This is a genomic window from Pseudoxanthomonas sacheonensis, from assembly GCF_031455975.1.
In the GTDB taxonomy this organism is placed as follows: domain Bacteria; phylum Pseudomonadota; class Gammaproteobacteria; order Xanthomonadales; family Xanthomonadaceae; genus Pseudoxanthomonas_A; species Pseudoxanthomonas_A sacheonensis_A.
In genome coordinates this window covers 550,952-575,087 of the sequence record NZ_JAVDTT010000002.1, presented here as the reverse complement: position 1 = coordinate 575,087, position 24,136 = coordinate 550,952, and the positions used below count along the sequence as shown (strand labels likewise).

Annotated in this window: 25 protein-coding genes; 18 read left to right on the top strand and 7 right to left on the bottom strand. The window is 65.2% G+C overall.

Features of this window, described 5'->3' with window-relative positions:
* The first annotated feature begins 87 nt into the window (after positions 1 to 87).
* Together J2W94_RS09805 and J2W94_RS09800 are read left to right on the top strand one after the other, a co-directional pair.
* The gene (locus J2W94_RS09805; RefSeq protein ID WP_310092683.1) at positions 88 to 1,368 is read left to right on the top strand and encodes an acetyl-CoA C-acetyltransferase; all 1,281 of its coding nucleotides are present in this window, start codon (positions 88 to 90) and stop codon (positions 1,366 to 1,368) included.
* Positions 1,369 to 1,493: 125 nt separating this feature from the next.
* Entirely contained in the window at positions 1,494 to 2,504 is a 1,011-nt protein-coding gene (locus J2W94_RS09800) for a DUF4349 domain-containing protein (protein ID WP_310092680.1), read from the top strand.
* Positions 2,505 to 2,663: 159 nt separating this feature from the next.
* On the opposite strand, the gene J2W94_RS09795 is transcribed toward J2W94_RS09800, so the two are convergent.
* The 3 genes from J2W94_RS09795 to J2W94_RS09785 form a co-directional block, all read right to left on the bottom strand.
* Positions 2,664 to 3,923: a heme biosynthesis protein HemY gene (locus J2W94_RS09795; RefSeq protein ID WP_310092677.1), complete on the bottom strand. Its 1,260-nt coding sequence runs from the start codon at positions 3,921 to 3,923 to the stop codon at positions 2,664 to 2,666.
* Positions 3,920 to 4,897 carry a uroporphyrinogen-III C-methyltransferase gene (locus tag J2W94_RS09790; protein WP_310093679.1) on the bottom strand — a complete coding sequence of 326 codons (978 nt, stop codon included), beginning with the start codon at positions 4,895 to 4,897 and terminating at the stop codon, positions 3,920 to 3,922. The genes J2W94_RS09795 and J2W94_RS09790 overlap by 4 nt, the downstream gene beginning before the upstream one ends.
* Positions 4,898 to 5,010: 113 nt before the next feature.
* Positions 5,011 to 5,769, bottom strand: a complete 759-nt coding sequence (locus J2W94_RS09785) for a uroporphyrinogen-III synthase (protein ID WP_310092675.1) — start codon at positions 5,767 to 5,769, stop codon at positions 5,011 to 5,013.
* Positions 5,770 to 5,785: 16 nt separating this feature from the next.
* On the opposite strand from J2W94_RS09785, the gene J2W94_RS09780 reads away from it, so the two are divergent.
* The 5 genes from J2W94_RS09780 to J2W94_RS09760 all read left to right on the top strand — a co-directional run bounded on the left by J2W94_RS09780 (position 5,786) and on the right by J2W94_RS09760 (position 9,070).
* On the top strand, positions 5,786 to 6,298 hold the full coding sequence (locus J2W94_RS09780; protein ID WP_310092672.1) for a YiiD C-terminal domain-containing protein: 513 nt from the start codon (positions 5,786 to 5,788) through the stop codon (positions 6,296 to 6,298).
* A gap of 31 nt (positions 6,299 to 6,329) precedes the next feature.
* Positions 6,330 to 6,758 carry a hypothetical protein gene (locus tag J2W94_RS09775; RefSeq protein WP_310092669.1) on the top strand — a complete coding sequence of 143 codons (429 nt, stop codon included), beginning with the start codon at positions 6,330 to 6,332 and terminating at the stop codon, positions 6,756 to 6,758.
* A gap of 97 nt (positions 6,759 to 6,855) precedes the next feature.
* Complete coding sequence (locus J2W94_RS09770; RefSeq protein ID WP_310092667.1) at positions 6,856 to 7,290, top strand: rhodanese-like domain-containing protein; 435 nt, start codon at positions 6,856 to 6,858, stop codon at positions 7,288 to 7,290.
* A 145-nt stretch (positions 7,291 to 7,435) separates the two neighbouring features.
* Complete coding sequence (gene secB, locus J2W94_RS09765) at positions 7,436 to 7,951, top strand: protein-export chaperone SecB (RefSeq protein WP_310092664.1); 516 nt, start codon at positions 7,436 to 7,438, stop codon at positions 7,949 to 7,951.
* Between the two features lie 93 nt (positions 7,952 to 8,044).
* Positions 8,045 to 9,070: an NAD(P)H-dependent glycerol-3-phosphate dehydrogenase gene (locus J2W94_RS09760; protein ID WP_310092661.1), complete on the top strand. Its 1,026-nt coding sequence runs from the start codon at positions 8,045 to 8,047 to the stop codon at positions 9,068 to 9,070.
* A 117-nt stretch (positions 9,071 to 9,187) separates the two neighbouring features.
* Here the strand turns inward: J2W94_RS09760 and J2W94_RS09755 are convergent, their stop codons facing one another.
* From J2W94_RS09755 to J2W94_RS09740, 4 genes are all read right to left on the bottom strand, one after another.
* The gene (locus tag J2W94_RS09755; protein WP_310092659.1) at positions 9,188 to 9,778 is read right to left on the bottom strand and encodes a diffusible signal factor-reguated Ax21 faimly protein; all 591 of its coding nucleotides are present in this window, start codon (positions 9,776 to 9,778) and stop codon (positions 9,188 to 9,190) included.
* A gap of 173 nt (positions 9,779 to 9,951) precedes the next feature.
* Positions 9,952 to 10,443 carry a tRNA (cytidine(34)-2'-O)-methyltransferase gene (locus tag J2W94_RS09750; protein WP_310092657.1) on the bottom strand — a complete coding sequence of 164 codons (492 nt, stop codon included), beginning with the start codon at positions 10,441 to 10,443 and terminating at the stop codon, positions 9,952 to 9,954.
* Positions 10,444 to 10,562: 119 nt separating this feature from the next.
* Positions 10,563 to 10,955, bottom strand: a complete 393-nt coding sequence (locus tag J2W94_RS09745) for a hypothetical protein (protein WP_310092655.1) — start codon at positions 10,953 to 10,955, stop codon at positions 10,563 to 10,565.
* Between the two features lie 385 nt (positions 10,956 to 11,340).
* The gene (locus J2W94_RS09740) at positions 11,341 to 12,054 is read right to left on the bottom strand and encodes an SDR family oxidoreductase (protein ID WP_310092652.1); all 714 of its coding nucleotides are present in this window, start codon (positions 12,052 to 12,054) and stop codon (positions 11,341 to 11,343) included.
* A gap of 108 nt (positions 12,055 to 12,162) precedes the next feature.
* On the opposite strand from J2W94_RS09740, the gene J2W94_RS09735 reads away from it, so the two are divergent.
* The 11 genes from J2W94_RS09735 to J2W94_RS09685 all read left to right on the top strand — a co-directional run bounded on the left by J2W94_RS09735 (position 12,163) and on the right by J2W94_RS09685 (position 24,020).
* Positions 12,163 to 15,036, top strand: coding sequence for a M16 family metallopeptidase (locus J2W94_RS09735; protein WP_310092648.1), 2,874 nt, complete (start codon positions 12,163 to 12,165; stop codon positions 15,034 to 15,036).
* Between the two features lie 221 nt (positions 15,037 to 15,257).
* A complete protein-coding gene (locus J2W94_RS09730; RefSeq protein ID WP_310092645.1) occupies positions 15,258 to 15,578 on the top strand; it encodes a DUF4156 domain-containing protein in 321 nt (106 codons plus the stop codon).
* Positions 15,579 to 15,805: 227 nt separating this feature from the next.
* Positions 15,806 to 16,822 (top strand): 3-oxoacyl-ACP synthase III, encoded by a 1,017-nt coding sequence (locus J2W94_RS09725; protein WP_310092642.1) that lies wholly within the window; start codon positions 15,806 to 15,808, stop codon positions 16,820 to 16,822.
* A gap of 65 nt (positions 16,823 to 16,887) precedes the next feature.
* Complete coding sequence (locus tag J2W94_RS09720) at positions 16,888 to 17,778, top strand: alpha/beta fold hydrolase (protein ID WP_310092639.1); 891 nt, start codon at positions 16,888 to 16,890, stop codon at positions 17,776 to 17,778.
* Positions 17,775 to 19,430, top strand: coding sequence for an olefin beta-lactone synthetase (oleC, locus tag J2W94_RS09715; protein WP_310092635.1), 1,656 nt, complete (start codon positions 17,775 to 17,777; stop codon positions 19,428 to 19,430). Before J2W94_RS09720 ends, oleC begins: the two co-directional genes overlap by 4 nt.
* 119 nt (positions 19,431 to 19,549) lie before the next feature.
* Complete coding sequence (locus tag J2W94_RS09710; protein ID WP_310092632.1) at positions 19,550 to 19,837, top strand: endonuclease domain-containing protein; 288 nt, start codon at positions 19,550 to 19,552, stop codon at positions 19,835 to 19,837.
* A gap of 97 nt (positions 19,838 to 19,934) precedes the next feature.
* Complete coding sequence (oleD, locus tag J2W94_RS09705; RefSeq protein ID WP_310092629.1) at positions 19,935 to 20,942, top strand: 2-alkyl-3-oxoalkanoate reductase; 1,008 nt, start codon at positions 19,935 to 19,937, stop codon at positions 20,940 to 20,942.
* A 66-nt stretch (positions 20,943 to 21,008) separates the two neighbouring features.
* Positions 21,009 to 21,164, top strand: coding sequence for a DUF1328 domain-containing protein (locus J2W94_RS09700; protein ID WP_310092625.1), 156 nt, complete (start codon positions 21,009 to 21,011; stop codon positions 21,162 to 21,164).
* Positions 21,165 to 21,245: 81 nt separating this feature from the next.
* Complete coding sequence (locus J2W94_RS09695; RefSeq protein ID WP_310092623.1) at positions 21,246 to 21,878, top strand: ubiquinone biosynthesis accessory factor UbiJ; 633 nt, start codon at positions 21,246 to 21,248, stop codon at positions 21,876 to 21,878.
* Positions 21,875 to 23,533 carry a ubiquinone biosynthesis regulatory protein kinase UbiB gene (gene ubiB, locus J2W94_RS09690; protein WP_310092621.1) on the top strand — a complete coding sequence of 553 codons (1,659 nt, stop codon included), beginning with the start codon at positions 21,875 to 21,877 and terminating at the stop codon, positions 23,531 to 23,533. Before J2W94_RS09695 ends, ubiB begins: the two co-directional genes overlap by 4 nt.
* Before the next feature lie 109 nt (positions 23,534 to 23,642).
* Positions 23,643 to 24,020: a hypothetical protein gene (locus J2W94_RS09685; protein WP_310092619.1), complete on the top strand. Its 378-nt coding sequence runs from the start codon at positions 23,643 to 23,645 to the stop codon at positions 24,018 to 24,020.
* Positions 24,021 to 24,136 lie beyond the last annotated feature (116 nt).

Genomic DNA, 24,136 nt, shown 5'->3' with positions numbered 1-24,136 from the left:
CGGTGCCGTCACGGCATTACACTTTCGCATTATGCCCGCTGTGCGTTAACGGGCCGCTTGTCCCGCCTTCACTCCGCGAGGTTACCCATGCCAGCAGCCCGTCCCGTCGCCATCCTCGGCGGCGTCCGTATTCCGTTCTGTCGGCAGAACACGGCTTATTCGGACGTGGGCAACCTGGGCATGTCGGTGCGTACGCTGGGTGCGTTGGTGGAGCGCTTCGGCCTGCACGGCCAGCAACTGGGCGAAGTGGCGATGGGCGCGGTGATCAAGCATTCCAGCGACTGGAACCTGGGCCGCGAAGCCGCGCTTTCCTCCGGCCTGTCGCCGCTCACTCCAGGCATCACCTTGCAGCGCGCCTGCGGCACCAGCCTGGATTCCATCATCACCGTCGGCAACAAGATCGCGCTGGGCCAGATCGAATCGGGCATCGGCGGCGGTTCGGACACCACTTCCGAAGTGCCGATCGTCTACGGCAAGAAGCTGCGCGCGCGCCTGTTGGCCGCCAATCGCGCCAAGACCACCGCCGACAAGGTCAAGACGCTGGTCAAAGGCTTCAAGTTCGCCGAACTCAAACCCGAATTCCCCGGCGTGGCCGAGCCGCGCACCGGCAAGAGTATGGGCGATCACTGCGAAGACATGGCCAAACAGTGGAGCATCTCGCGCGATTCGCAGGACGAACTGGCGGTCGCTTCGCACCACAAACTGGCCGCGGCGTACGAACGCGGTTTCTTCGAAGACCTGATCGCGCCGTTCCGCGGCCTGCAACGCGACAACATCCTGCGCGCCGATACGTCGCTGGAAAAGCTGGCGACGTTGAAGCCGGCCTTCGATAAGACTTCCGGCCGCGGCACGCTGACCGCCGCCAATTCCACTCCGTTGACCGATGGCGCCGCCGCGGTGCTGCTGGCCTCCGACGAATGGGCCAAGGCCCATGGCCATGAGCCGATGGCGTACCTGCGCGACGCGCAGGTCGCGGCGGTGGATTTCGTGCACGGCGAAGGCCTGCTGATGGCGCCGACCATCGCCGTGCCGGAAATGCTCAAGCGCCACGGCCTGACCCTGCAGGATTTCGACATCTACGAAATCCACGAAGCCTTCGCCGCGCAGGTGCTGTGCACGCTGCGCGCGTGGGAGAGCGAGGAATACTGCAAGAACCGTCTGGGCCTGGACGCGCCGATGGGCCGTATTGATCCGGCCAAGATGAATCCGAACGGGTCTTCTCTCGCCACCGGGCATCCCTTCGCCGCCACCGGCGCCCGCATCATCGCCACCGTGGCCAAGGAACTGAAACAGCGCGGCGGCGGCCGCGCGCTGGTGTCGATCTGCACCGCCGGCGGCATGGGCGTGGTCGCCATCGTCGAACGCTGAGCATTCGCAAGCGGTATTGCCGGGGTTCGCTTAACCCCGAATCTTGTCTTGCTTCGTTGTCAGGGATCACGCCGCGCACCGTGCGCGGCTTTCGCCAGGCCGGCGATTTTCCTTGAGGACGAGACATGCAATCCCGCCATCTGCTTCGCATCACGCTGTGCACGGCACTGATTACCCTGTTGATTGCCTGTTCCAAACAGGAACAGGCGGCTGAAGCATCGATGGACTCGGCGGCGCCGGCACCCGCCGCCGCTCCCGCAATGGAAATGGAAGCCGCCGCCACCGATGCCGCGAAGGCATCGGTGGGAGGGTCCTTGCGAGAGGACGCTTCCGCCGACGCGCCTTCCGCAGCGCCGCCGACCCAGGCGCAACTCAGTTCCAGCGCCGCCACCTACACCGACGCGCAACGCAAGTTCATCCGCACCGCGCAAGCCAACTTCCGGGTCAAGGACGTGTATCAGTCCGCGCTGGCCATTGAGGACGCGGTCGCGGCGCAGGGCGGATTCGTGGTCAGGAACGAGATCGCCGCCGATGTGCAGGAAGTGCAGCGCCGTCCCAAGGGCGACGGCAAGCTGATCGAGCTCGCCGAGTACACGGTGCGCGGCAACCTGTCGGTGCGCGTGCCCAGCGACAAGGCGCAGGCATTCCTGCGCAGCATCGTCAACCAGATGGAATTCCTGGATCGTCGTAACTTCGACGCCGCCGACGCGCAGTTCGCGATGCTGCGGCAGCAGTTGGCCTACCAGCGCAATCAGGAAACGCAGCAGGAACTCGGCCAGGCCACCCAGCAGGGCGGCAAGCTGGGCCAGAAGGTGGAATCGATAGCCGCACGCGGCGACGCGAAATCCGCTCGGGACGAAGCGTTGGTGGCGCAGAAGGAATTCGAGGACCGGGTCGCCTTCGCCACCATCGACCTGTCGTTGTATCAGTTGTCAAAGATCCGACAGACCGAATTGACCGATGTGGAAGCGGTGTTCGAAGCCAACAGTCCCGGCTTCTTCCCGCGCCTGGGCAGTTCGTTGCGGATCGGCTGGTATGGCGTGCTGGAGGCGTTCATCCAACTGATTGCGTTGTGGCCGCTGTGGCTGCTGATCGCATTCGGCGTGTGGGCTTACCGGCGGTGGCGCAGGAAGTAAGTCAGTCGGCGGCAGCGGCAAACAAGAGAATAAAAGGGTCGTCATCCCGGCGAATGCCGGGACCCAACTTAACGAGATCGGGAAGAGGGATCCCGGCATTCGCCGGGATGACGACCTTATCGAGGACGCGCTACAGCCATGCGCTGATGCGCGCATGTGCTACTCGCGCAATCGCGGCACGCCATGCTCATCGCGTTCTTCCACCACGGCCTCATCGAAAATCTTCTGCTTGAGGTCGCGACCGGGCAGTTCGGTCGCCGCCACGCCGCGTTTGGCGGCCAGCGCATTGGCGTAGCTGCGGCGCGCCAGCATTTCCTCGCCCGCGGCGGCGAAGCCATGGCCCAGTTCTTCCCAGGCGTCGGCGCTGGCGCCCTGGGCCAAGGCGCGATGCAGGAACTCCTGCGCCTGCGGCCACTGCCCCTGCAGGCGCGCCAGCTGCGCCAGCGTGACCAGTAGCGGCGGACTGGCGGGATGCGCCTGCAGCCAGCGTTGCGCGCTGGCGCGGCGCGAATCGAGTTTGCCGATCGGCAGACGGCCGTACAGTGCGACCAGCGATTCGTCCCAGCGGGCGTCGATGGCCTGCTCCAGACTGCGCGCGGCCGCATCCTCCCAGCGCAGCGCGGCCGCGCGTTCGGCATAGGCGGCGACGATGGCGGCATCGGCGCGCAGCGGCTTGGGCAGGGTTTCCCAACGTTCGGCCAGGACATTGGCGTCGCTGGCCTCGCGCATGGCCTGCGCGGCGAGTTCCGATTCGAGCGTCGTGTAGCGGGCCGACGACAGCGCTTGCTGCTGTTTCAGCGGTCCCAACATGCCGTAGGCATCGCCGGCGCGGCCGCTGTCGGCCAGCGCCTGCACGCGCAAGGCCAGACCGCGCGGCGGCAACGGCTGGGCGGCAGGCGCGTCGAGCGCGGCCAGCGCTTCGGCCGGTTGCTGCCGCGCCATCGCCCGGTCGGCCACGGCCAACGCATGCGCACTGGCGCTACGCTGGGCCAGCGCGCTCAGATGCGATTGCACCGCGGCTTCATCGCCGCGCGCATCGGCCGCGCGCACGGCGGCGGTGCGGGCGATGGTGCCGACCTCGTCGTCTTCGGCGGCGAGCTGCAGCAATTTCTCCGCGCGTTGCCAGTAGCCGCCATGCAACGCCTCCAGGCCTTCGGTCAGCCGTGCGCGTGCCTGCTTGCGGCGGTAGCGGCCCCAGGCGCGGAACGGCAAGGTCAGCAGTTTCCAGCCGATCCACAGCAGCAACGCGGCGGCCGCCAGCGCCAGCAGCGCGCCGGGCAGGGTCGCGCTGAAATCGTAGCCGCCGGCGCGCACGAAGACTTCGCCGAGATCGCGGGCGCCATCGCGGGCCAGCCATTGCGCGCCGAGCACTCCGAGCAGGATCAACAGCAGCAGGATCGCGGTGCGGAATATTTTCATCGTTCGATCTCCGCAGTGGGGGGCGGCTGCGTTGCGGCGGCCTGCGGAAGCGGAGATGAGTAACCCGAGTTCCGCAACTGCCGCAGTTGCTGCAAGGTACTCCCTAACACCGGCAGCGAGGGTTGCAAGGCGGCGGTGCGCAGCGCCTTCAATTCATTGCGGCGCTGCTGCAAGGCCGGCGACTCCGGCCATAGGCGCGTCAGCCAGGCCTCCATGCGGACGATTCCGGCGCGAAAACCGGCGGCATCGTCGCGTTCCAGTGCCGCACGCGCCAGGCCCAGTTCGATCTGCAGGGCGGCTTCGCCGGCGGCGCGCTCGGTCGGTGCGATCACGGTCTTGCTTTCGGTTGGCCGTATCTTCACCAGAGGGGATAGCAGGCGTTGCCAGACGGCTTGATGACCTTCCGCGGCGGGCGCGCGGTCCGGAAGTTTGTCCAAGGCGGCAGCGAATACGTCCAGTTGCCGTGCGATGGCCGCATGCGGGCCGTTGCCCAGCGTATCCAGAGCGGCGCGCTCCTGCGCCAGCGCCTGGCGCAGGTTGAGCAGGCGCGGGTCGTCGATCCCCTGCAAGGCACCGTCGGCCAGGGTGTAGGCGCGGCGGGCACCGTCCAGGTCGTCGGCGATGGCCAGGCGCTGCTGGGCTTGGCTCAACAGCAATTCCACTTCGTCCAGGCGCAAGGCTTGGGCGCCGTGGCGAGTGGGATCGGCGAGTTTGGAGACGCTGTCTTCCAGCAACGCGCCGCGTTGGCTCAGGCCCAGCACCTCGTCGCGCAGCACGCGATTGGTGGCCGCGGCATCGAGAATGCGCTGGGTCTGCGCGCGCTGATCGCGGCGCAGGGCGTCGATGCGTTGCTCCAGCGCACCGAGACGCTGTTCAGCCTCGGCCGCGCTGGCCCGGGCGTGGGTTTCGCGCGCCTGCCACATCGCCCAACCGCGCCAGCCCAACAGGCCCAGCAATAGCAGCGCCAGCAGCATCACGATCACTCCGGTGCGGCCGCGCCTGGGGGTGGAAGGAATTGTTTCTTCGGTCACGCCAGCGTCCCTGTTTACGAGCAGTCTGTTCACAAGCAGTCATTGCAATCCGAATGCTAACGGAAGCGGCGCGCCATGGCGGCAATCAGTTGCCTCGGCAAGGGCCCCTCCGCCAGCTCCACTTCGGCAAAACCGGCATCGCGGGCGAGCTGCTGCAATCGCGCGCTGGCCGCCACTACCGGCTGATTGCGAAGTTGTTGGAGCAAATCGGCCGGCGCCTTGTCCAGCAACTGTTTCAATGCGCCGCCGCTGCTCAGCGCCAGCGCGGCGGGCGCGTCGAGCGTGCGCAGCTTGCGTAGCGCCTGCGTCGACAGCGCAATCGGTTCGCGCGCATAGACATCCGCGCGCAGGACTTCGGCGCCGCGTTCGCGCAATGCGGACGAGAGGACTTCGCGGCCTTCGGGCGCGGTCACCAATCCGATCCGGATTCCCTGCAGATCCTTCAACGCGGGCAACGCCAGCAAGCCCTCGCTGTCCATGCGCGAGGGAAAGTCGATCCCATCGACTCCCGCTTTCCGCAGCGCCGCCGCGGTTCCGCTGCCGACCGCGATCCAGGTCTGGCCCGGCCTGCGCACCAGCGGCAACAGCGCCGCGGCTGCGCGTACGGCATTGGGACTGGTGAACAGCAGGCGCCGCGCCGGCAAAGCACGCGCCAATGCCTGGCGCGCCTGATCGTCGCCGCGCAGCACCACGCGCCACGGAGACAACGCGATCAATCGCGCACCCTGCGCGCTGGCGGCATGGCGCAACGAAGCGTGCCCGCCCTGCGGGCGCAGCGAGATGACGTACCATCCGGGCGGTTCGGCGAAAGCCATGGGTGGATCATCTCAGATGGATGCGGTTTTGAAGAATGCAGGTTTGAAGCAGGCAGGTTTGAAGCAGGCGACCACGCGCGAATCGGCCCTGGAGGCGCTGCGCGTCTATACCCGCGAACTGGTGCCGCTCGCTGCGATGCAGGTACGCGTTGGCGAATACGACGGCGTGCGTTTGCATATGGACGCGCCGCTGGCGGTCAACATGAACGACAAGGGCAGCGCGTTCGGCGGCAGCATGACCTCGCTGATGACCTATGCGGGCTGGGGACTGGTGACGCTGCAGCTGCACCAGGCGGGACTGCAGGCCGACGTGTTCGTCGCCGACAGCGCCGTGCGCTATCGGAAGCCGCTGTATGCGGACCTGCGCACCGAGGCGGAACTGGCGCCGGAGGAGTCGTGGGCGCCGTTCCTGAATACGCTGGCCCAACGGGGCCGGGCACGCATCCAGTTGCAGGCGCGGATCAACGGGCCTGAAGGCGAGGTCATGGCCGACCTGAGCGGCCGCTACGTAGCCATTGCGAAAGGGTAGGATGCAGCGCTTGGGAACGGAGGGGTCCGATATGCGCAAATGGCTGAACCTGTTGGCGGTGCTGCTGTTGGCGCTTATGGTCGCAGCGCCAGCCAGCGCCCTGGGTAAGCGCAAGAAGGGCGGCCAGCTCGAAGCGATGCAGCTGGCGTACGCCACGGCGATTCGCTGGGGCGAATTCGAGGAAGCCTGGCAACTGGTCGATCCCGCCTATCGCGAAGCGCATCCAATGACCGAACTGGCGTTCGAGCGCTACAAGCACATCGAGATCTCGGGCTATACCGACAAGAACAGTTCCGTAAGCGAAGACGGCAACGTGTTGCGCAACGTCGAACTGCGCGTGATCAACAAGCACAACATGGCCGAACGCAGCCTGCGCTACCGCGAAGAATGGCGTTGGGACCCCGTAGCCAAGCGTTGGTGGCTGGTGGTGGGGCTGCCCGATCTGTGGAACGGCGAATAAGGCCCCGACCTGCCGGCAAAGCGCCTTTCGCCCGCCGGGCACGAACTTGCCCCGGGCCTATGCGACAATCGCGGCCCGTTTTGCAGCCATCCATACCGTGAACTTCGAACAACTGCAGGCCTTCGCCAGCTCCTCGCCCATGCTGTCGCTGGCCCTGGTCGGATTGACCCTGGCCATCATCGTCACCGAGATCGCCCGCCTGTTCCGCGGCTACAAGGCCCTGCGCCCGGCCGAGCTGACCGGCCTGATCAACCGCGACAACGCCCTGGTGGTGGACCTGTCGGCCAGCGCCGATTTCGAAAAAGGCCATATCGCCGGCAGCCGCAACATCGCCCCCAGCCAGTTCGATCCGGAGAACAAGGTAGTGGCGGCGGCCAGGCAACTGCCCATCGTGGTGGTTTGCCGCAACGGCCAGGCCTCGGCCGCGGCAGCCAAGCGCCTGAAGAAAGCCGGCTTCGAGCAGGTGTACTGGCTGGACGGCGGCGTCGCTGCCTGGCAGCAGGCCGACCTGCCGCTGGTCAAGGGTCGCTGATCAAGAGCCGCTGAATCTTGCTGCCGTTTCGTCGGCCGGTCCTTGAACACGGGCCGGTGCGTCGCCATCCCATGCGATAATCGTTTTCTTTCGCGCCCTCCTTCTTCCATTCAGATTTTCCCATACAGATCCACGGAGTACGTTCATGTCCGACGAAATCACCAACGGCGCCGTCGCGCCCGCCGAAGCCAACGCTCCCGCCTTCACCGTGGAGAAGATCTACGTCAAGGACGTGTCCTTCGAAGTGCCCGGCGCGCCCGCGATCTACAGCGAGAATGTGCAGCCCGAGCTGCAGCTCAACCTCAACCAGCGCGTGCAGCGCCTGGGCGAGAACGCGTTCGAGGTCGTGCTCGGCGTGACCCTGACCTGCAAGGCCGGCGACAAGACCGCCTATGTCGCCGAAGTGCAGCAGGCCGGCGTATTCGGCCTGGTCGGCCTGGAACCGCAGGCGGTGGACGGCCTGCTCGGCACCCAGTGCCCCAACATCCTGTTCCCGTACATCCGCCAGCTGCTCAGCGACCTGATCCAGGCCGGCGGCTTCCCGCCGTTCTTCCTGCAGCCGATCAACTTCGACGGCCTGTATGCCGAAACCCTGCGCCAGCGCGCGGCCCAAGGCGATGGCGGCGAGCTCGCCAACACCGAGCCGGTCGGCAACGTCTGATCTTCGCGACCCGATCCTGTGGTTGAATCGCCGCGGTAAGCGGCGATCTGGCGGGCCGTAACCGGCCCGCCGTTGTTTCCAGGAGGGAGAAGCTTGGCCGAATCCTTGAAAATCGCGGTACTGGGCGCGGGTTCCTGGGGCACCGCGCTGGCCGCGCTGATGGCGCGGCATGGACATGCCGTGATCTTGTGGGGCCGTGATGCGCGGGCCGCCGAGGTCATCGACCAGAACCACGAAAACGTCCGCTACCTCCCCGGCATTCCGCTGCCGGAGACCTTGCACGCCACCACCGATCTGGCCACCGCCCTGCAGCAGGCGGATCTGGTGCTGGTGGTGGTGCCTTCGCACGCGTTCACCGAAACCCTGCGCCTGCTGGCGCCGCTGCGCCCGTCCGCTGCCGGCGTGGCCTGGGCGACCAAGGGCTTCGAGCCGGGTTCCGGCCGATTCCTGCACGAAGTGGCCGAAGACATCCTGGGCCCGACGGTACCGCTGGCCGTGGTCACCGGCCCATCTTTCGCCAAGGAAGTGGCGCTGGGCCTGCCCACTGCGGTGACCGTGCACGGCAGCAACGCCGAATTCGCCCAGCGCGTGGCCGAGGTCCTGCATGGCCCGGCGTTCCGTGCCTACACCGGCGACGACATGGTCGGTGCCGAACTTGGCGGCGCCATGAAGAATGTGCTGGCGGTGGCCACCGGCGTGGCCGACGGCATGCAGCTGGGCCTCAACGCCCGGGCCGGTCTGATCACCCGCGGGCTCAACGAAATGTTGCGCCTGTCCGCAGCGATCGGCGCCAAGCCCGAGACCCTGATGGGCCTGGCCGGGCTGGGCGATCTGGTGCTGACCTGCACCGGCGATCTCTCCCGCAACCGCCGCCTCGGCCTGGCCTTGGGCCGCGGTCAGTCGCTGCAGGATGCGGTACGCGAAATCGGCCAAGTGGTCGAATCGGTGCAGACCGCCGACGAAGTGATGCGCCAGGCCGATCGCCATGGCATCGATCTGCCCATTTCCAGCGCCGTGCGCGCCGTGCTGCATGGCGATCTGGCGCCCGCCGCCGGTCTGCAGCAATTGTTGGCGCGCGAACAGAAACCCGAGTACCCGCAAACGCTGTTCAAGGATTGAGTCCGCGCCGGATGCCGCGCCATAAAAAAGCCCGGCGCTAGGCCGGGCTCAGGGTGCGACGCGGAGAGAGAGGGACGCGTCGCGTTACTCGATGACAGTGGATACCCGTCGACCTTATTACCAGGTGAAGCGCGGGCCCACGAACCACTGGGTATCGTTATCGGCGAATTTCACGTCGCCGGTAATGCCCCAGTTCGGGTTGAACTTCACCTGTGCGCCCAGGCGGCCGTAGAAATCGCCGTCGTAGTCTTTGCCGTCTTCGTAGCCGGCCATGGCGTAGCCTTCCAGGTTCGGAATCAGTGCGGCTCGCACGCCGACCTCGGCGCTATAGCCGTCCAGGTCGTCGCCGGGGAAGCGCACATCGCCGACGGTGAAATCGTCGCCTTTGAATTTTTCATAGGCCACGCGGGTGACCAGGTCCACTTTCTGCGAAATTTCGTGGTTGTAGCCCACACCCACGCGCCACTGGTCGTAGCCGTAGTTCGTGTCCTTCAGGTCCTGGTTGTTGTAACCGGCGAAGACATGGAAGTTGGGTGCGATCGCGACCGAGCCATTCAAGCCCCAGCCGTCGGAATCGGGCGAATCTTTCAGGTTGGTGGCGGTATAGCCGCCTTCGACGTAGTTGTACGACACGCCCTCTGCAGCCGAAGCGGCAGCGCTCAAAGTGAGCGCGGACAGGAGCGAAAGAGCAAGCAAGGACTTCTTCATTGCAATGAGCCTCTAAGGTTTATGGTTATTAGCCGGCGCTGAGGCGGTAAGCCGTTCGCAGCCGGTATGTGAAGTATCCGTAAAGCGCTGCAATGCCCACTGAATACCAAACTGAGCGGTACATAAATTAAGTGCAGCGTTGAGGAACTAATCGAGGCGCGCGAAAGCTGCGCTCAGTTGCCGCCGGCGAAGCCGATCTGTCGCCAGGCTTCGAACACCACCACGGCGATGCTGTTGGAGAGATTCAGGCTGCGGTTGTCGGGCCGCATCGGCAGGCGCAGGCGCTGCTCCGGCGGCAGGCTTTCCAGCACCTCGGCGGGCAGACCGCGGGTTTCGGGGCCGAACAAGACCGCATCGCCGGCGGCGTAGCGCGGTTGGTCGTAGCGTTGGCGGCCGCGCGTGCTGAGAGCGAACAGGCGTTTAGGCGCGATCGCAGTCAGAGCCGCTTCGAGCGAAGCGTGGACTTGCAGCGTGGCGTATTCGTGGTAATCCAATCCGGCGCGTCGGAGCTGCTTGTCCTGCAAATCGAAGCCCAAGGGCTCGATGAGGTGCAGCCGCGCGCCGGTATTGGCGCAGAGGCGGATCGCGTTGCCGGTGTTCGGTGGAATCTCCGGCTGGTACAGCAGCACGTCCAGATCGAGTGCGCTTGCGGTGTCGTTGCTCATCGCACGGATTCTACGGGGCGCTGGCTCTACAGGCGCGGTGCCGCACAGGGTTCCGGTGATGCTTGAAGCGGGTTATTCCATTAACGCAAAGCTATTCAAAGGTATTGCGCTTCAAGCGATCAACGCGAAGCCAGCTGCTGGGCCAGGGTAGCGGCACCGACGGCCACGATCTGCACGTCTTCCATCGACGGGCGCACGGTCACGACCGGCATATCGACGATGCGGGCGGCGCTGTTGGCCAGGGTGTTGTCGGCCAGGAAGTACGCCATGTCTTCAGCGGCCGGGCGTACCGTCACCGCGGCCAGATCGACGATCTTGTGGGACTGGTAGTACACCGCGTCTTCGAACGACGGGCGAACCGTGACGGTCGGCAGGTCGACGATGGGGCTGGAAACCGGGGCGGAGGCCTTGGCGTTGGCTTCGGCATAGGACTGGCTGGAGATCAGCATGGAGCCGGCGCAAACGGCGAACAGGGCGGCGGCGGTCAGCGGGAGGAAGGTCTTGGTGTTCATGGTGTTGTGCCTCTTTAGTGTCGTTGTTGGGTGGTGTGGTAGTAATGTAGTACACCTAATCAGATCGGTCAAGTAGAACTTGCATTTGCAGTTCTTTTATTCAGCTATTAGTCAGGTTTGGTTGGATCGGTTGTGCTTGCAGAGTAGTAATGCAGACGCCGTGCCAACTTTAAGTTATTGATTTTATTGAAAATGAGTTCGAGAAACTGGTGTCCGTCCGTCCGCCCGGGTGTCCGGTGGGTGACCGGATCGCTGTCAATGACATTCGATCCCGTCGCATGTGACCCCCTTCTACGGACGAAGGAAAATCACCCGGCCAGCTTTCTGGACAGTAGTTGTGATGCGCTTCAGGGAAGAAAGGTTGAACGCGGACGCCGGATCCGCGTCACCAGGGCAGGGTTTGTCCTTGCCAATCCAGGAAAGCGCCGGAGTCCTGTGCTTGCAGCCCGCCGATCACTTGCAACAGGCCGCGGGCCGATTCCTGCGGACTCAGCGCGGCGCGGTCGGTGCCCATGTCGGTGCGCACCCAACCGGGATGCAATGCCACCACCACGATGCCGCGCGGCGCCAGCGCTTGCGCCAGCAACGAGGTCGCCATGTTCTGCGCGGCCTTGCCGATGGCGTAGCTGGGAGTCCGGAATTCTTGGCGCAGGCCGATCGATCCGATTTCCGAAGAGATGTTGGCTACGCGCGCGCCGTCCGCGAGTTGCGGGGTGAGGGCCTGCACCAGCAGGAACGGCCCCAGGGCATGGGTGCGGAAGCTGGTTTCCAGATCGGCGGCCTGCACGCTGCCGTAGCGCTCGCCGCCGCGCAGCACGCCGGCGTTGTTGATCAGCAGGTCCAGCGGTTCGCCGTCGGTCAACAGCGGCAGTTCGCGCGCCAGCGCCGCGTGGCTCTTGGGTTCGGCCACATCCAGCGGCGCCACGCGCAGCCGTCCGGGATATTCGCCGGCCAGCGTATTGAGCGCGGTGGCCTTGCCGGGATGTCGGCAGGCGGCAATCACCCGGCCGCCCGCCGTCAGTAGCTGCCGGCAAAGTTCCAAGCCCAGCCCGCGATTGGCTCCGGTGACCAGACTCCGTTGCGCTGCCTTGCGTTCCATACCAGCACCCGCCTCACGACCATGCCTTGTGGCCTAGTGTAATGACCGGCCGTGGCCGCTAGCATCACGAGCCGACCTGCAGACCCACCTTATATAAAGGAATACCCGATGCGCCTTTCCCACCGTCCGCGTGCCGCCCTGCTTGCGGTTGCCCTGTCGACCGCCCTCACCGGGCTGGTGGCGTCGCCGCAAGCCGCCCAAGCCAAGCCCGCGGGCAGCGCGCAGGTGGAGATCAAGTACGACGAGTTCACCCTACCCAACGGCTTGCGCGTGATCGTGCATACCGATCGCAAGGCGCCGGTGGTGGCGGTGAACCTGTGGTACCACGTCGGCAGCAAGAACGAGCAACCCGGCCGCACCGGTTTCGCCCACCTGTTCGAGCATCTGATGTTCCAAGGTTCGGAAAACCACAAGGCCGAATACTTCGAACCTTATGAACTGGTCGGCGTGACCGACCAGAACGGCACCACCAACCAGGACCGCACCAACTATTTCCAAAACGTGCCCACCACCGCGCTGGACATGGCGCTGTGGATGGAATCGGACCGCATGGGCCATCTGCTGGGCGCGATCGACCAGAAGTCGCTGGACGAGCAGCGTGGCGTGGTCCAGAACGAGAAGCGCCAGGGCGAGAACCAGCCCTACGGCCGTCGCATCAGCGCCAAGATTTTCGAAGCGCTGTATCCGGCCGGCCATCCGTACAGCTGGCAAACCATCGGTTCCATGGCCGACCTGGACGCGGCCACGCTGGACGATGTGAAGACCTGGTTCAAGAGCTGGTACGGCCCCAATAACGCGGTGCTGGTGCTGGCCGGCGACATCGACCTGAAAACCGCCAAGCAGAAGGTCGCCGAATATTTCGGCGACATTCCCGCCAGCGCCACCCTGGCCGACATGCCCACCAACATCCCCAAGCGGGACAAGGACACGCGCGAGACCGTACCGGACCGCGTCCCGCAGGTCCGCATCTATCGCGCCTGGCCGGTGGCCGAGCTGGGCAGCAAGGACGCCACCCTGCTGGATCTGTTCGCGCAGGTCCTGGGCGGCAGCGCGTCCTCGCGTTTCGACACGCGTCTGGTCCATCGCGACAAGATCGCCGACAACGCCAGCGCCTATGCCTGGAGCAGCGAACTGAGCGGCACCTTCTTCCTGGTGGCCACGGTCAAGGACGGCGTGGACACGGCCAAGGTCGAAAAGACCATGGACGAGGAACTTCAACGCCTGATCAGCGAAGGTCCGACCGCCGAGGAACTCGAGCGCGCCAAGGTCACCACCCGGGCCAGCTTCGTGCGCGGCATCGAACGCATCGGCGGTTTCGGCGGCAAGTCCGATGTGCTGGCCCAGTGCGCCGTCTATTCCGGCAAGCCTGATTGCTACAAGACCGATCTGGCCGACATCGACGCGGCCACCCCGGCCAGCGTGCAGGCGGTGGCGAAGAAATGGTTGGGCGTCGGTTCGCATACGCTGGTCGTGCAGCCCAGCGAAACCCCGGCCTCGTCGCTGCCGGAAACCGTGCAGGCGGCGCCTGCCAGCAAGCCGGCGGAAGTACCGGCGGTCGACCCGAAGTTCAAGACGGTCAAAACCGATATCGATCGCAGCACCGGCGTGCCGAAAACCACCAGCTTCCCCGCGCTGAAGTTCCCCGCCTTGGAACGCGCCACGCTCTCCAACGGCATGCAGGTGGTGCTGGCCGAACGTCACGAGACGCCGGTGGTGCAGCTGTCGGTGGAATTCCCCGGCGGTTACACCGCAGATCTGGGCAAGAAGCTGGGCACCGCCAACTTCACCATGCAGATGCTCGACGAAGGCGCCGGCGCGTACAGCGCCCTGGACCTGGCTGCGCGCCAGGAGGATCTGGGCGCGCAGATCGGCGTCGGCGCCGGGCTGGATTACGCGTCCGTCGGCCTGTCCGCGCTCAGCGACAAGCTGCCCGAATCGTTGGACCTGCTGGCCGACGTGCTGCGTCGTCCGACTTTCGCTCCGGAAGAAATGGAGCGCGTGCGCGCGACCTGGATCGCTGGCATCAAACAGGAAAAGGCGCGGCCGCAGACCGCGGCGATGCGCATCATGCCGCCGCTGCTCTACGGCGAAGGCCATCCGTACGCTATTCCGTTCACCGGTAGCGGCACCGAGGCCTCCATCGCTTCACTGACCCGCGACGATCTGGTCGCCTTTCACGACAACTGGCTGCAGCCGGACAAGGCCCGGGTAGTGGTGGTCGGCGATACCACCTTGAAGCAGGTCCTGCCGCTGCTGGAAAAACGCTTCGGCGACTGGAAAACGCCCGCGGGCGCGCCGGCATTGCCGTCCGTCTCCCAGGTCGCCGCGCCTACCGCCAACCATGTCTATCTGATCAACCAGCCGGGCGCGACCCAGTCTAACGTCTACGTCGGCCAGCTGGTTCCGCCCACCGGCGATGCCGGCACCATCGACTTCGATTTCGCCAACGGCGTGCTGGGCGGCGAATTCACTTCGCGCCTGAATTCGAACCTGCGCGAAGACAAGCATTGGGCCTACGGTTCCTACAGCAACGCCAGCAACACCCTGGGCCAGCGTCCGTGGTTCGCTTCGGCCGCGGTGCAGACCGACAAGACCGCCGACTCGATCAAGGAGCTGCGTTCGGAAATCACCGCTTTCGCCAGTGGGGAGAAACCGGCCACCGCCGCCGAAATCGCCAAGATCCGCGCCAGCAACACGCTCAGCCTGCCCGGCGGCTACGAAACCGCGTCGGCGGTGCAGGGCCAGATCAGCAGCAACCTGCGCTACGGCCGTCCGGACGACTACATCGTCCAGTACAAGGCCCGCAACGACGCGATGACCGTCGCCGAAGTACAGGCCGCGGCCAAGACCCTGGTTCCCGGTTCGCTGATGTATGTGGTGGTCGGCGATCTGTCCAAGGTCGAGGCGCCGGTGCGCGCCCTCAACCTGGGCGAAGTCAGTGTGCTGGACTCCGACGGCAAGCCGGTGAAACCCGCGAAGTAAGCCACTGCCCCCTCCCTTGCGAAGCAGGGGAGGGTTGGGGAGGGGTTGCTCTTGATTTTGCTTTTGCCCGACTTTTGATCTTCAAGCTTCCCGCCAAAAGCACCCCTCCCAGCCTCCCCTACCCGCTGCGCGGGCAAGGGAGGAGGTAGGCGCAGCTTCCTCCGAAGTTCAGAACTCCCGCCACATACTCCAACGCGCTACCCCGCAAACAGGATTTCCCCATGCGTCTGCCGCTGATCGCCATTTCCCTGATCCTGACCGTTTCCGGCTGCACTTGGGTGCAGATGGCCCCCGAAGCCAGCGGTGTGCGCGTGATCGCGGCCGGCGCCGCTCCGACGGGTTGCGAGAAGCGCGGCGAGGTCTCGGTGTCGGTCAAGGACAGCGTGGCTTTCTACGAGCGCAACGCGCTGCGCGTACGCGACGAACTGGAAACCCTGGCCCGCAACGAAGCCCCCGGCATCCAGGCCAATACCGTGCAGCCGCTGGCCGACCCGGCCAATGGCGAACAGCGTTTCGCCGCCTACCGCTGCGCCAGCAGCTGATTCGCCCCTCCCTTAGCAGGGAGGAGTAGGTCGGGGCGATGCCCCCGACGCGCAGGAACCGGAACCCTCACGCGTCGGTCGCGTAGAGGGGGTCGACACCTCCTCACCTTGATAAAAACCTCCCCCTGCTGGCCGTACGGGTGGGGGACGAGCATCGGCAAAGGTGCGATAAGGCACGGAAGCCGGTACCCTTGTCGCCCCTCCGGCCAGCCTCGGCGCTCACTTAGATGCTCTTCCAGAACGTCTCCATCGCGGGACTGGCGCATATCGATGCGCCGCACACCCTGACTTCCAAAGCCATCAACGAACAGTTGAAGCCCACCATGGACCGTTTGGGCATCCGCACCGACGTGCTGGGCGACATCGCCGGCATCCACGCCCGCCGCTTGTGGGACGACGATCAGCAGGCCTCCGACGTGGCCACCCTGGCCGCGCGGCTGGCGCTGGAAGACGCCGGCGTGACCGCCGATCAGATCGGCCTACTGGTCAACACATCGGTCAGCCGCGATTTCCTCGAGCCGTCCACCGCCAGCATCGTGTCCGGCAATCTCGGCATGGGCGAGGACTGTCAGAACTTCGACGTCGCCAACGCCTGCCTGGCCTTCATCAACGGCATGGACATCGCCGCCCGCATGCTGGAACGCGGCGAGATCAACTACGCCCTGGTCGTGGATGGCGAAACCGCCAACCTCGCCTACAAGATGACCCTGGAACGCATGCAGTCGCCGGACGTCACCGAAGAACAATTCCGCAATGAACTGGCCACCCTGACCCTGGGTTGCGGCGCCGCGGCCATGGTCATGTCGCGCAGCGAGCTGACCCCGGACGCGCCCCGCTACAAGGGCGGCGTAACCAAGGCTGCCACCCAGTGGAACACCTTGTGCCGCGGCAACCTGGACCGCATGGTCACCGACACCCGCATGCTGCTGATCGAAGGCATGAAGCTGGCGCAGAAGACTTTCGGCGCGGCCAGGATCGCATTGGGCTGGGTGGTGGACGAGCTGGACCAGTTCGTCATCCATCAGGTCAGCCAGGTGCACACCCAGGCCTTCATCAAGGCCTTCGGCATCGACCCCAAGAAAGTGCTGACCATCTTCGGCGAGCACGGCAACATCGGACCGGCCAGCGTGCCGATCGTGCTGAGCAAACTCAAGCAGCTGGGCCGGCTGAAGAAAGGCGACCGCATCGCCTTGCTGGGCATCGGTTCGGGTTTGAACTGCTCGATGGCCGAAGTCGTCTGGTAAGACGGCGGGCCAGTATTCCTCGGGGCCGGTTCGCCGGCCCTTTCATTTTGGGACGCTAGTACACGATGAATCTTCCCGGTTATCCCTACACGCCGAAGAAGTTCGAGGTGCGTCCTGGCCTGTCGATGAGCTATCTCGACGAAGGTCCGCGCGAGGGCGAGGTGGTGGTGATGCTGCACGGCAACCCGTCGTGGAGTTATTACTGGCGCAACCTGGTGTCGGGGCTTAGCGATAAATACCGTTGCATCGTTCCCGACCACATCGGCATGGGCCATTCCGACAAGCCCGGCGACCGCGACTACGACTACACGCTGCAATCGCGCATCGACGACGTCACCGCACTGCTGAATCACCTGGGCATCGCCGGCCCGGTGACGCTGGCCGTGCACGACTGGGGCGGCATGATCGGCTTCGGCTGGGCGCTGACCCACGCCGCGCAGGTCAAGCGGCTGGTGATCACCAACACCGCTGCGTTTCCATTGCCGGCGGCGAAGAAGATGCCGTGGCAGCTGTCGCTGGGCCGCGATTCCAAGTTCGGCGCTTTCGTCATTCGCGCCTTCAATGCGTTCTCCAGCGGCGCCTCCTACCAGGGCGTGGAAACGAAAATGCCGGCCGACGTGCGCCGTGCCTACGTGTCGCCCTACAACAACTGGGCCAACCGCATCAGTACGCTGCGCTTCATGCAGGACATCCCGCTGCATCCGGGCGACAAGGCCTGGGCGCTGGTGGAAGCGGCCGGGCAGCGCCTGCCGCAGTTCGCCGACCGTCCGGCCTTCATCGGCTGGGGGTTGAAGGATTTCGTGTTCGACAAGCATTTCCTCGCCGGTTTCACGAAAGCCTTGCCGAACGCGCAGGTGACCGCATTCGAAGACGCGGGCCACTACGTGCTGGAAGACAAGCGGGCCGAGCTGGTGCCGGCGATCCGCAAGTTCCTCGATACGCACCCGCTGGCATGAGCCGGATCTGCAACATCGCCGCCACGCTGCCGCAGCTTGCGCGCGAGCGGCCCGAGCAGATCGCGATACGCTGCCCCGGTTCGCGCGGCAGCGACGGTTTCGGCAAATACGATGTCGCCCTGACCTACGCCGAACTCGACGCGCGCAGCGATGCGATCGCCGCGGGCCTGGCCAAGCACGGCATCGTCCGCGGCACGCGCACGGTGATCATGGTGCGGCCGTCGCCGGAGTTCTTCCTGTTGATGTTCGCATTGTTCAAGGCTGGCGCGGTGCCGGTGCTGGTCGATCCCGGCATCGACCGCCGCGCGCTGAAGCAGTGCCTGGACGAAGCGCAGCCGGAAGCCTTCATCGGCATTCCGCTCGCCCACATCGCACGACTGATCCTGGGTTGGGCACGCGGCGCGAACAAGTTAGTCACGGTGGGTTCGCGCTTCGGCTGGGGTGGAACCACGCTGGCCAAGATCGAGCGCCTGGGCGCCGGCGCCGGCGCACAGCTCGCCGACACCCAGCCCGACGACGTGGCCGGCATCCTCTTCACCAGCGGTTCCACCGGCGTGCCCAAGGGCGTGGTCTACCGGCACCGCCATTTCGTCGCCCAGATCGAACTGCTGCGCAACGCGTTCGGCATGCGGCCCGGCGGCGTCGATCTGCCGACGTTTCCTCCGTTCGCCCTGTTCGATCCTGCGCTGGGAATGACGTCCATTATTCCCGACATGGACCCGACCCGGCCGGCCAGCGCCGATCCGCGCAAGCTGCTGCATGCGATCCGCGCGTTCGGCGTGACCCAGCTGTTCGGTTCGCCTGCGTTGATGCGCGTGCTGGCCGATCACGGCGAGAAACTCGATGGCGTGCAGCGCGTCACTTCCGCTGGCGCGCCGGTGCCGCCGGAAGTAGTGGAGAAGATCCGACTGCTGCTGCCCGACGAGGCGCAATTCTGGACGCCCTACGGCGCCACCGAATGCTTGCCGGTCGCCGTGATCGAAGGCCGCGAACTGCAAAGCACCCGCGCGCAGACCGAAGCGGGCGCCGGCACCTGCGTCGGCCGCCCGGTCGCGCCCAATGAAGTGCGCATCATCGCCATTCGCGACGAGGCCATCGGCGAATGGTCGAACGATCTGGTCGTTGCCGATGGCACCGTCGGAGAAATCACCGTCGCCGGACCTACCGCGACCGACAGCTACTTCAACCGCGAAAGCGCCACCCGCGCCGCGAAGATTCGCGAGTCATTGCCGGACGGAAGCGAACGCGTCGTGCATCGCATGGGCGACGTCGGCTATTTCGACGCGCAAGGTCGTCTGTGGTTCTGCGGACGCAAGACTCAGCGGGTCGAAACCATCGCCGGTCCGCTGTACACGGAACAGGTGGAACCCATCTTCAACACGCATCCCGAGGTGAAGCGGACCGCATTGGTAGGCATCGGTACGCAGGGTCGGCAGGAACCGGTGCTCTGCTACGAATTGCAAGCGGACGTTTCGGCAAGCCGTCGCGCCGACGTTGTCGTTGCGCTTCACGCGATTGCTGCAGGGCATGCGCACACGGCGGGTATTCAACGATTCCTTTGCCATCCGGCCTTTCCTGTCGACATCCGCCATAACGCGAAGATCGGGCGGGAGAAGCTGGCGGTGTGGGCGGCAAGCCAGAAAAGCATCTGACGTAGCGCTCTTGCTCCCTCCCTTGCGAAGCAGGGGAGGGTTGGGGAGGGGTTGCTCTTGATCTTGCTTTGGCTTTGCTTCGAAATACAAAGACAAGACCTAGCCAAGGCAGGAAGCCAATGGACACGCTTCGCCAAAGAGCACGCAAGCTTCGCAATTCTGCCACCGACGCAGAACAGCGCCTCTGGCAGCATCTTCGACTGAAGCAACTGGGTGGTTTTAAGTTCAGAAGGCAAGTTCCCGTAAAAAGCTATATTGCCGACTTCCTATGCCATGAGTTGAAGCTGGTCGTGGAATTGGATGGCGGTCAGCATGTCGAGCAGTCTGCGTACGACAAGCAGCAAATAACGATGTGTTGCTGCGGACTTCCTGTGTTCTTGAGGATATTCTGCGGATCTTGGAATTGACGCAGAGCAACGGCAAGATCAAAGGCACCCCTCCTCAACCCTCCCCTGCGCTGCGCGCAAGGGAGGAGGCTAGCAGCAACAGCGAAGGCAACGACTAATGAAAATCCTCGTCACCGGCGGCGGCGGTTTCCTAGGACAGGCGCTCTGCCGCGGCCTGGTCGAGCGTGGTCATCAGGTCATCAGCTTCAACCGCGGCCACTATCCTGCGTTGGCCGCGCTTGGCGTCGGCCAGGTGCAGGGCGATCTGGCCGATGCGCACGCGTTGACCCATGCCGCCGACGGAGTCGAAGCGATCTTCCACAATGCGGCCAAGGCCGGCGCTTGGGGCAGCTACGACAGCTACTATTCGGCCAACGTGATCGGCACGCAGAACGTACTCGATGCCTGCCGCACGCACGGGGTCGGCAAGCTGGTCTACACCTCTACGCCCAGCGTCACCCATCGGGCCACCCATCCGGTCGAAGGCGGCACCGCGTACGACGTGCCTTATGGCGAGGACTTCCAGGCCCCTTACGCCGAGACCAAAGCCATCGCCGAAAAAGCGGTGTTGGCTGCGAATAGCGGCACGCTCGCCACCATCGCCCTGCGTCCGCGTCTGATCTGGGGGCCGGGCGACCAGCAGATCCTGCCGCGTCTGGTGGAACGCGCGAAAGCCGGTCGGCTGCGCCTCGTCGGCGACGGCAGCAATCTTGTCGACACCACTTACATCGACAATGCCGCGCAGGCGCACTTCGACGCTTTCGAGCACCTTGCCGTCGGCTCGGCCTGCGCGGGCCGGGTTTACTTCATTTCCAATGGAGAACCCAAGCCGATGGGCGAAGTGCTCAACGCGTTGCTGGACGCCGCCGGTGCGCCGCGCGTGGAAAAGCACCTCTCGTTCAAAACCGCCTACCGCATCGGCGCGGTGTGCGAGACGCTGTGGAAGATACTGCCGCTGAAAGGCGAGCCGCCGATGACGCGCTTTCTTGCCGAGCAACTCAGCACCACGCACTGGTACGACATGGCTCCGGCCACGCGCGACTTCGGCTATCGGCCACGCGTGAGTTTTGACGAGGGCCTCACAAGGCTGAAGCAATCGCTGCAAAAAGCCGCTGTCATCACCTAGAAGCAACTTGCATGTGTCAATGATGATCGCGTCGCCAATCCGGCGCATCGATCAACGGAGGACTCCATGCTGCATTACGCCGTCATCTTCCTCGTCATCGCGATCATCGCCGCCGTGCTCGGCTTCAGCGGCATCGCCGGCGCCGCCAGCAACATCGCCTGGATCCTGTTCGTTGTATTCCTGATCCTGGCGGCGGTTTCGTTCTTCCGCAAACGCGCCTGAGCCATTCGCGATGGGCGGCCGTGGCGCGTCCTGCCTGACGACGCGCCACGGCCGACCGCGCCGGCCGGTTAGAATGCCGGCATGGCGACTTCTCCCTTCGACTCCCTCAAGCCGCTCGCGGGTCGCGCCCTCGAAGCTGCGCTCAACCGCGCCCTGGCGCTGGATCCCGACACGCGCGAGGCGTTGAAGCCGCTGGATGGGCGCAAGATCGCGCTCTCCCTCGAGGCCCCCGCCCTGGCATTGCAGATCGACGTGGCCGGAGAGCGCCTACGAGTGGGCCCGGTCGATTCTTCGGAAGAGCCCGATTTGGCCGTGCGCAGCACGCTGGGCGGTTTGCTGGGACAGCTTCCCTTCTTGCGCAAGGACAACGCCGCGCCGGTCGGACGCGTACGCGTTTCTGGGGACGCGGAACTCGCCCGTCGCCTGCAGACCCTGGCCGAACGTTTCGATCCGGACTGGCAGCAGCCGTTCGTTGCCGTATTCGGCGAAATCGTCGGCGTGCAGATCGCCAACGCCGCGCGCGGCGCATTGCGCCAGCTGCGCAGCGTGGGCGGGAACCTGGCCCAGAACGCGGCCGAGTTCGTCACCGAGGAATCGCGCGATGCGGTCGGTCGCGCCGAACTCAATGCCTTCCACGACGATGTCGATGCCTTGCGCGACGATGTGGAGCGTCTGCAGGCCAAGGTAGAGCGTTTGCGCGGGAGCGTTGCGTGAGGGCCGCGCTGCGGGCGAGCAAGATCGGACGCGTGCTGCTGCGCTATCGGCTGGACGACCTGTTCGAAGACACGCCGGCCGAGCGCTGGTTGAAATTGGCGCGTCCGTTCGTGCCGCGCGCCTCGGCTTCCATCGCCGCGCAATCGCGCGGCGCGCGTCTGCGTCTGGCGTTGCAGGAGCTCGGCCCGATCTTCGTCAAGTTCGGCCAGATCCTGTCCACGCGCCGCGACCTGGTGCCGCCGGACGTGGCCGACGAACTGGCGCAGCTTCAGGACCGGGTCAAACCTTTCGACGGCGAAACCGCACGCGCCATCGTGGAACAGGCATTGGGATTGCCGATCGGAGAGGCGTTCGAGACCTTCGACACCACTCCGTTGGCTTCCGCTTCCATCGCCCAGGTGCATGCCGCGACGCTGGCGGGCGGGCGCGAAGTGGTGGTGAAAGTGCTGCGCCCGAAGATCGAGAAGCAGATCGCCGCCGATATCTCCTTGCTCAACTCGATCGCCGCCGTGGTGGATCGCGCGCACCCCAGCGCCGACAAGATCCGTCCGCGCGCGATCGTCGCCGAGATCGAGACCACGCTGGCCGCCGAACTCGACCTGCAGCGCGAAGGCGGCAACGCCAGCGTGATGCGACGCATGTGGCTGGATTCGGACGACCTGTACGTGCCCGAGATCGTCTGGAGCCACACCGCCGAGCGCGCGCTGACCATGGAGCGGGTGCGCGGCATTCCCTCAGACGACATCGCCGCGCTCGATGCGGCCGGCATCGATCGCAAGGCGCTGGCGGCCAAGGGCGTGCGCGTTTTCTACACGCAGGTGTTCCGCGACAACTTCTTCCACGCCGATGCGCACGCCGGCAACATCTGGGTCGACGACGATCCTGCGCGTAAGACGAATCCGCGCTTCATCGCGCTGGATTTTGGCATCATGGGCCAACTGTCGCAGGAAGATCAGTACTACCTGGCCGAGAATTTCATGGCCATCTTCAACAAGGATTATCGACGCATCGCCGAACTGCACGTGGAGGCGGGCTGGATGCCGGCCACTGTGCGCATCGACGAGCTGGAAGCGGCGGCGCGTTCGGTGTGCGAGCCGTACTTCACCCGTCCGCTTTCTGAGATTTCCCTGGCCGAAGTGCTGGTGAAGCTGTTCCGCACCGCGCAGAAGTACGAGCTGACCCTGCAGCCGCAGCTGATCCTGCTGCAGAAGACCTTGCTGAACATCGAAGGCGTCGGCCGCCAGCTGGATCCGCAACTCGACATCTGGGCCGTGGCCAAGCCGGTGCTGGAACGCATCCTGCTGGAGCGTTACAGCCCGCAGCGCGCGGTGCAGGAACTGCGCAAGCGATTGCCGGAAATCATGACCCATGCGCCCGATATGCCCCGACTGGTGCACGCCTGGCTGAAGCAGCAGGTGGAAGGCAAGCACGAGCTCGCGTTGCGTTCGCGCGATCTCAACGAGCTGGCCCAGACCATGAAAGGCATGCAACGGCGCATCGTCGCCGCGATCCTGGGCACCGGCCTGTTGATCGTCGCGGCGGTGCTGTACGGCTTCGAAGCCGGCGGGCCCAGCCTCATGTCGATCCCGGCCTCGTCCTGGATCGCCGGCCTCGGCGGTCTGTGGGCCTTGTTGGCGGCGTGGCCGCGACGCTGATCGTTTGCCGGGGTTAAGCGGCGGGATCGCTCTACCGACAACGGAAAATCACCGTCATCTCCGTGCCATGGGTATAGCATTGCCCACCCCGTCCGATGGGATCATCGCGATGACCCAGACGTCCTTCGAGATCGTGTTTTCCACGCATTCGTTCGGGTTGATGGCGCGGGTCACCGGCGAGGCCACCTTCGAGAATACAGTGGCCTATTGGCGCGCCATCGTGGCCGAGTTGGACAAACGGGCCTCGCCGGCGCTGCTGCTGATAGACGAGATGACCGGCACGCCTTTATCCGAAGAGCACTGGCGGCGGCTGGTCGAGATGATGAAGGGCGGGCCGTTGGAACGGTTGCGGATCGCGCACGTCAAGCCGATGGGACTGGAACGAATCGAGTACTGCGAGATATTCGCACTGGAAGCGGGCATGCACGCGCGCGTTTTCACCGACCAGACCGACGCGGTCATCTGGCTGCGGCATGGCCTGAGCTAGCCGTCGGCGCCGATCGGTCGACGAAGCCTGTAGGAACGAGAGAAGAAGCGCGTTACTGGGCCGCAGCCGGAGTAAGCTGCGCCGCCTTGGCGACGTCGCCGCATCCGGACCGGAGA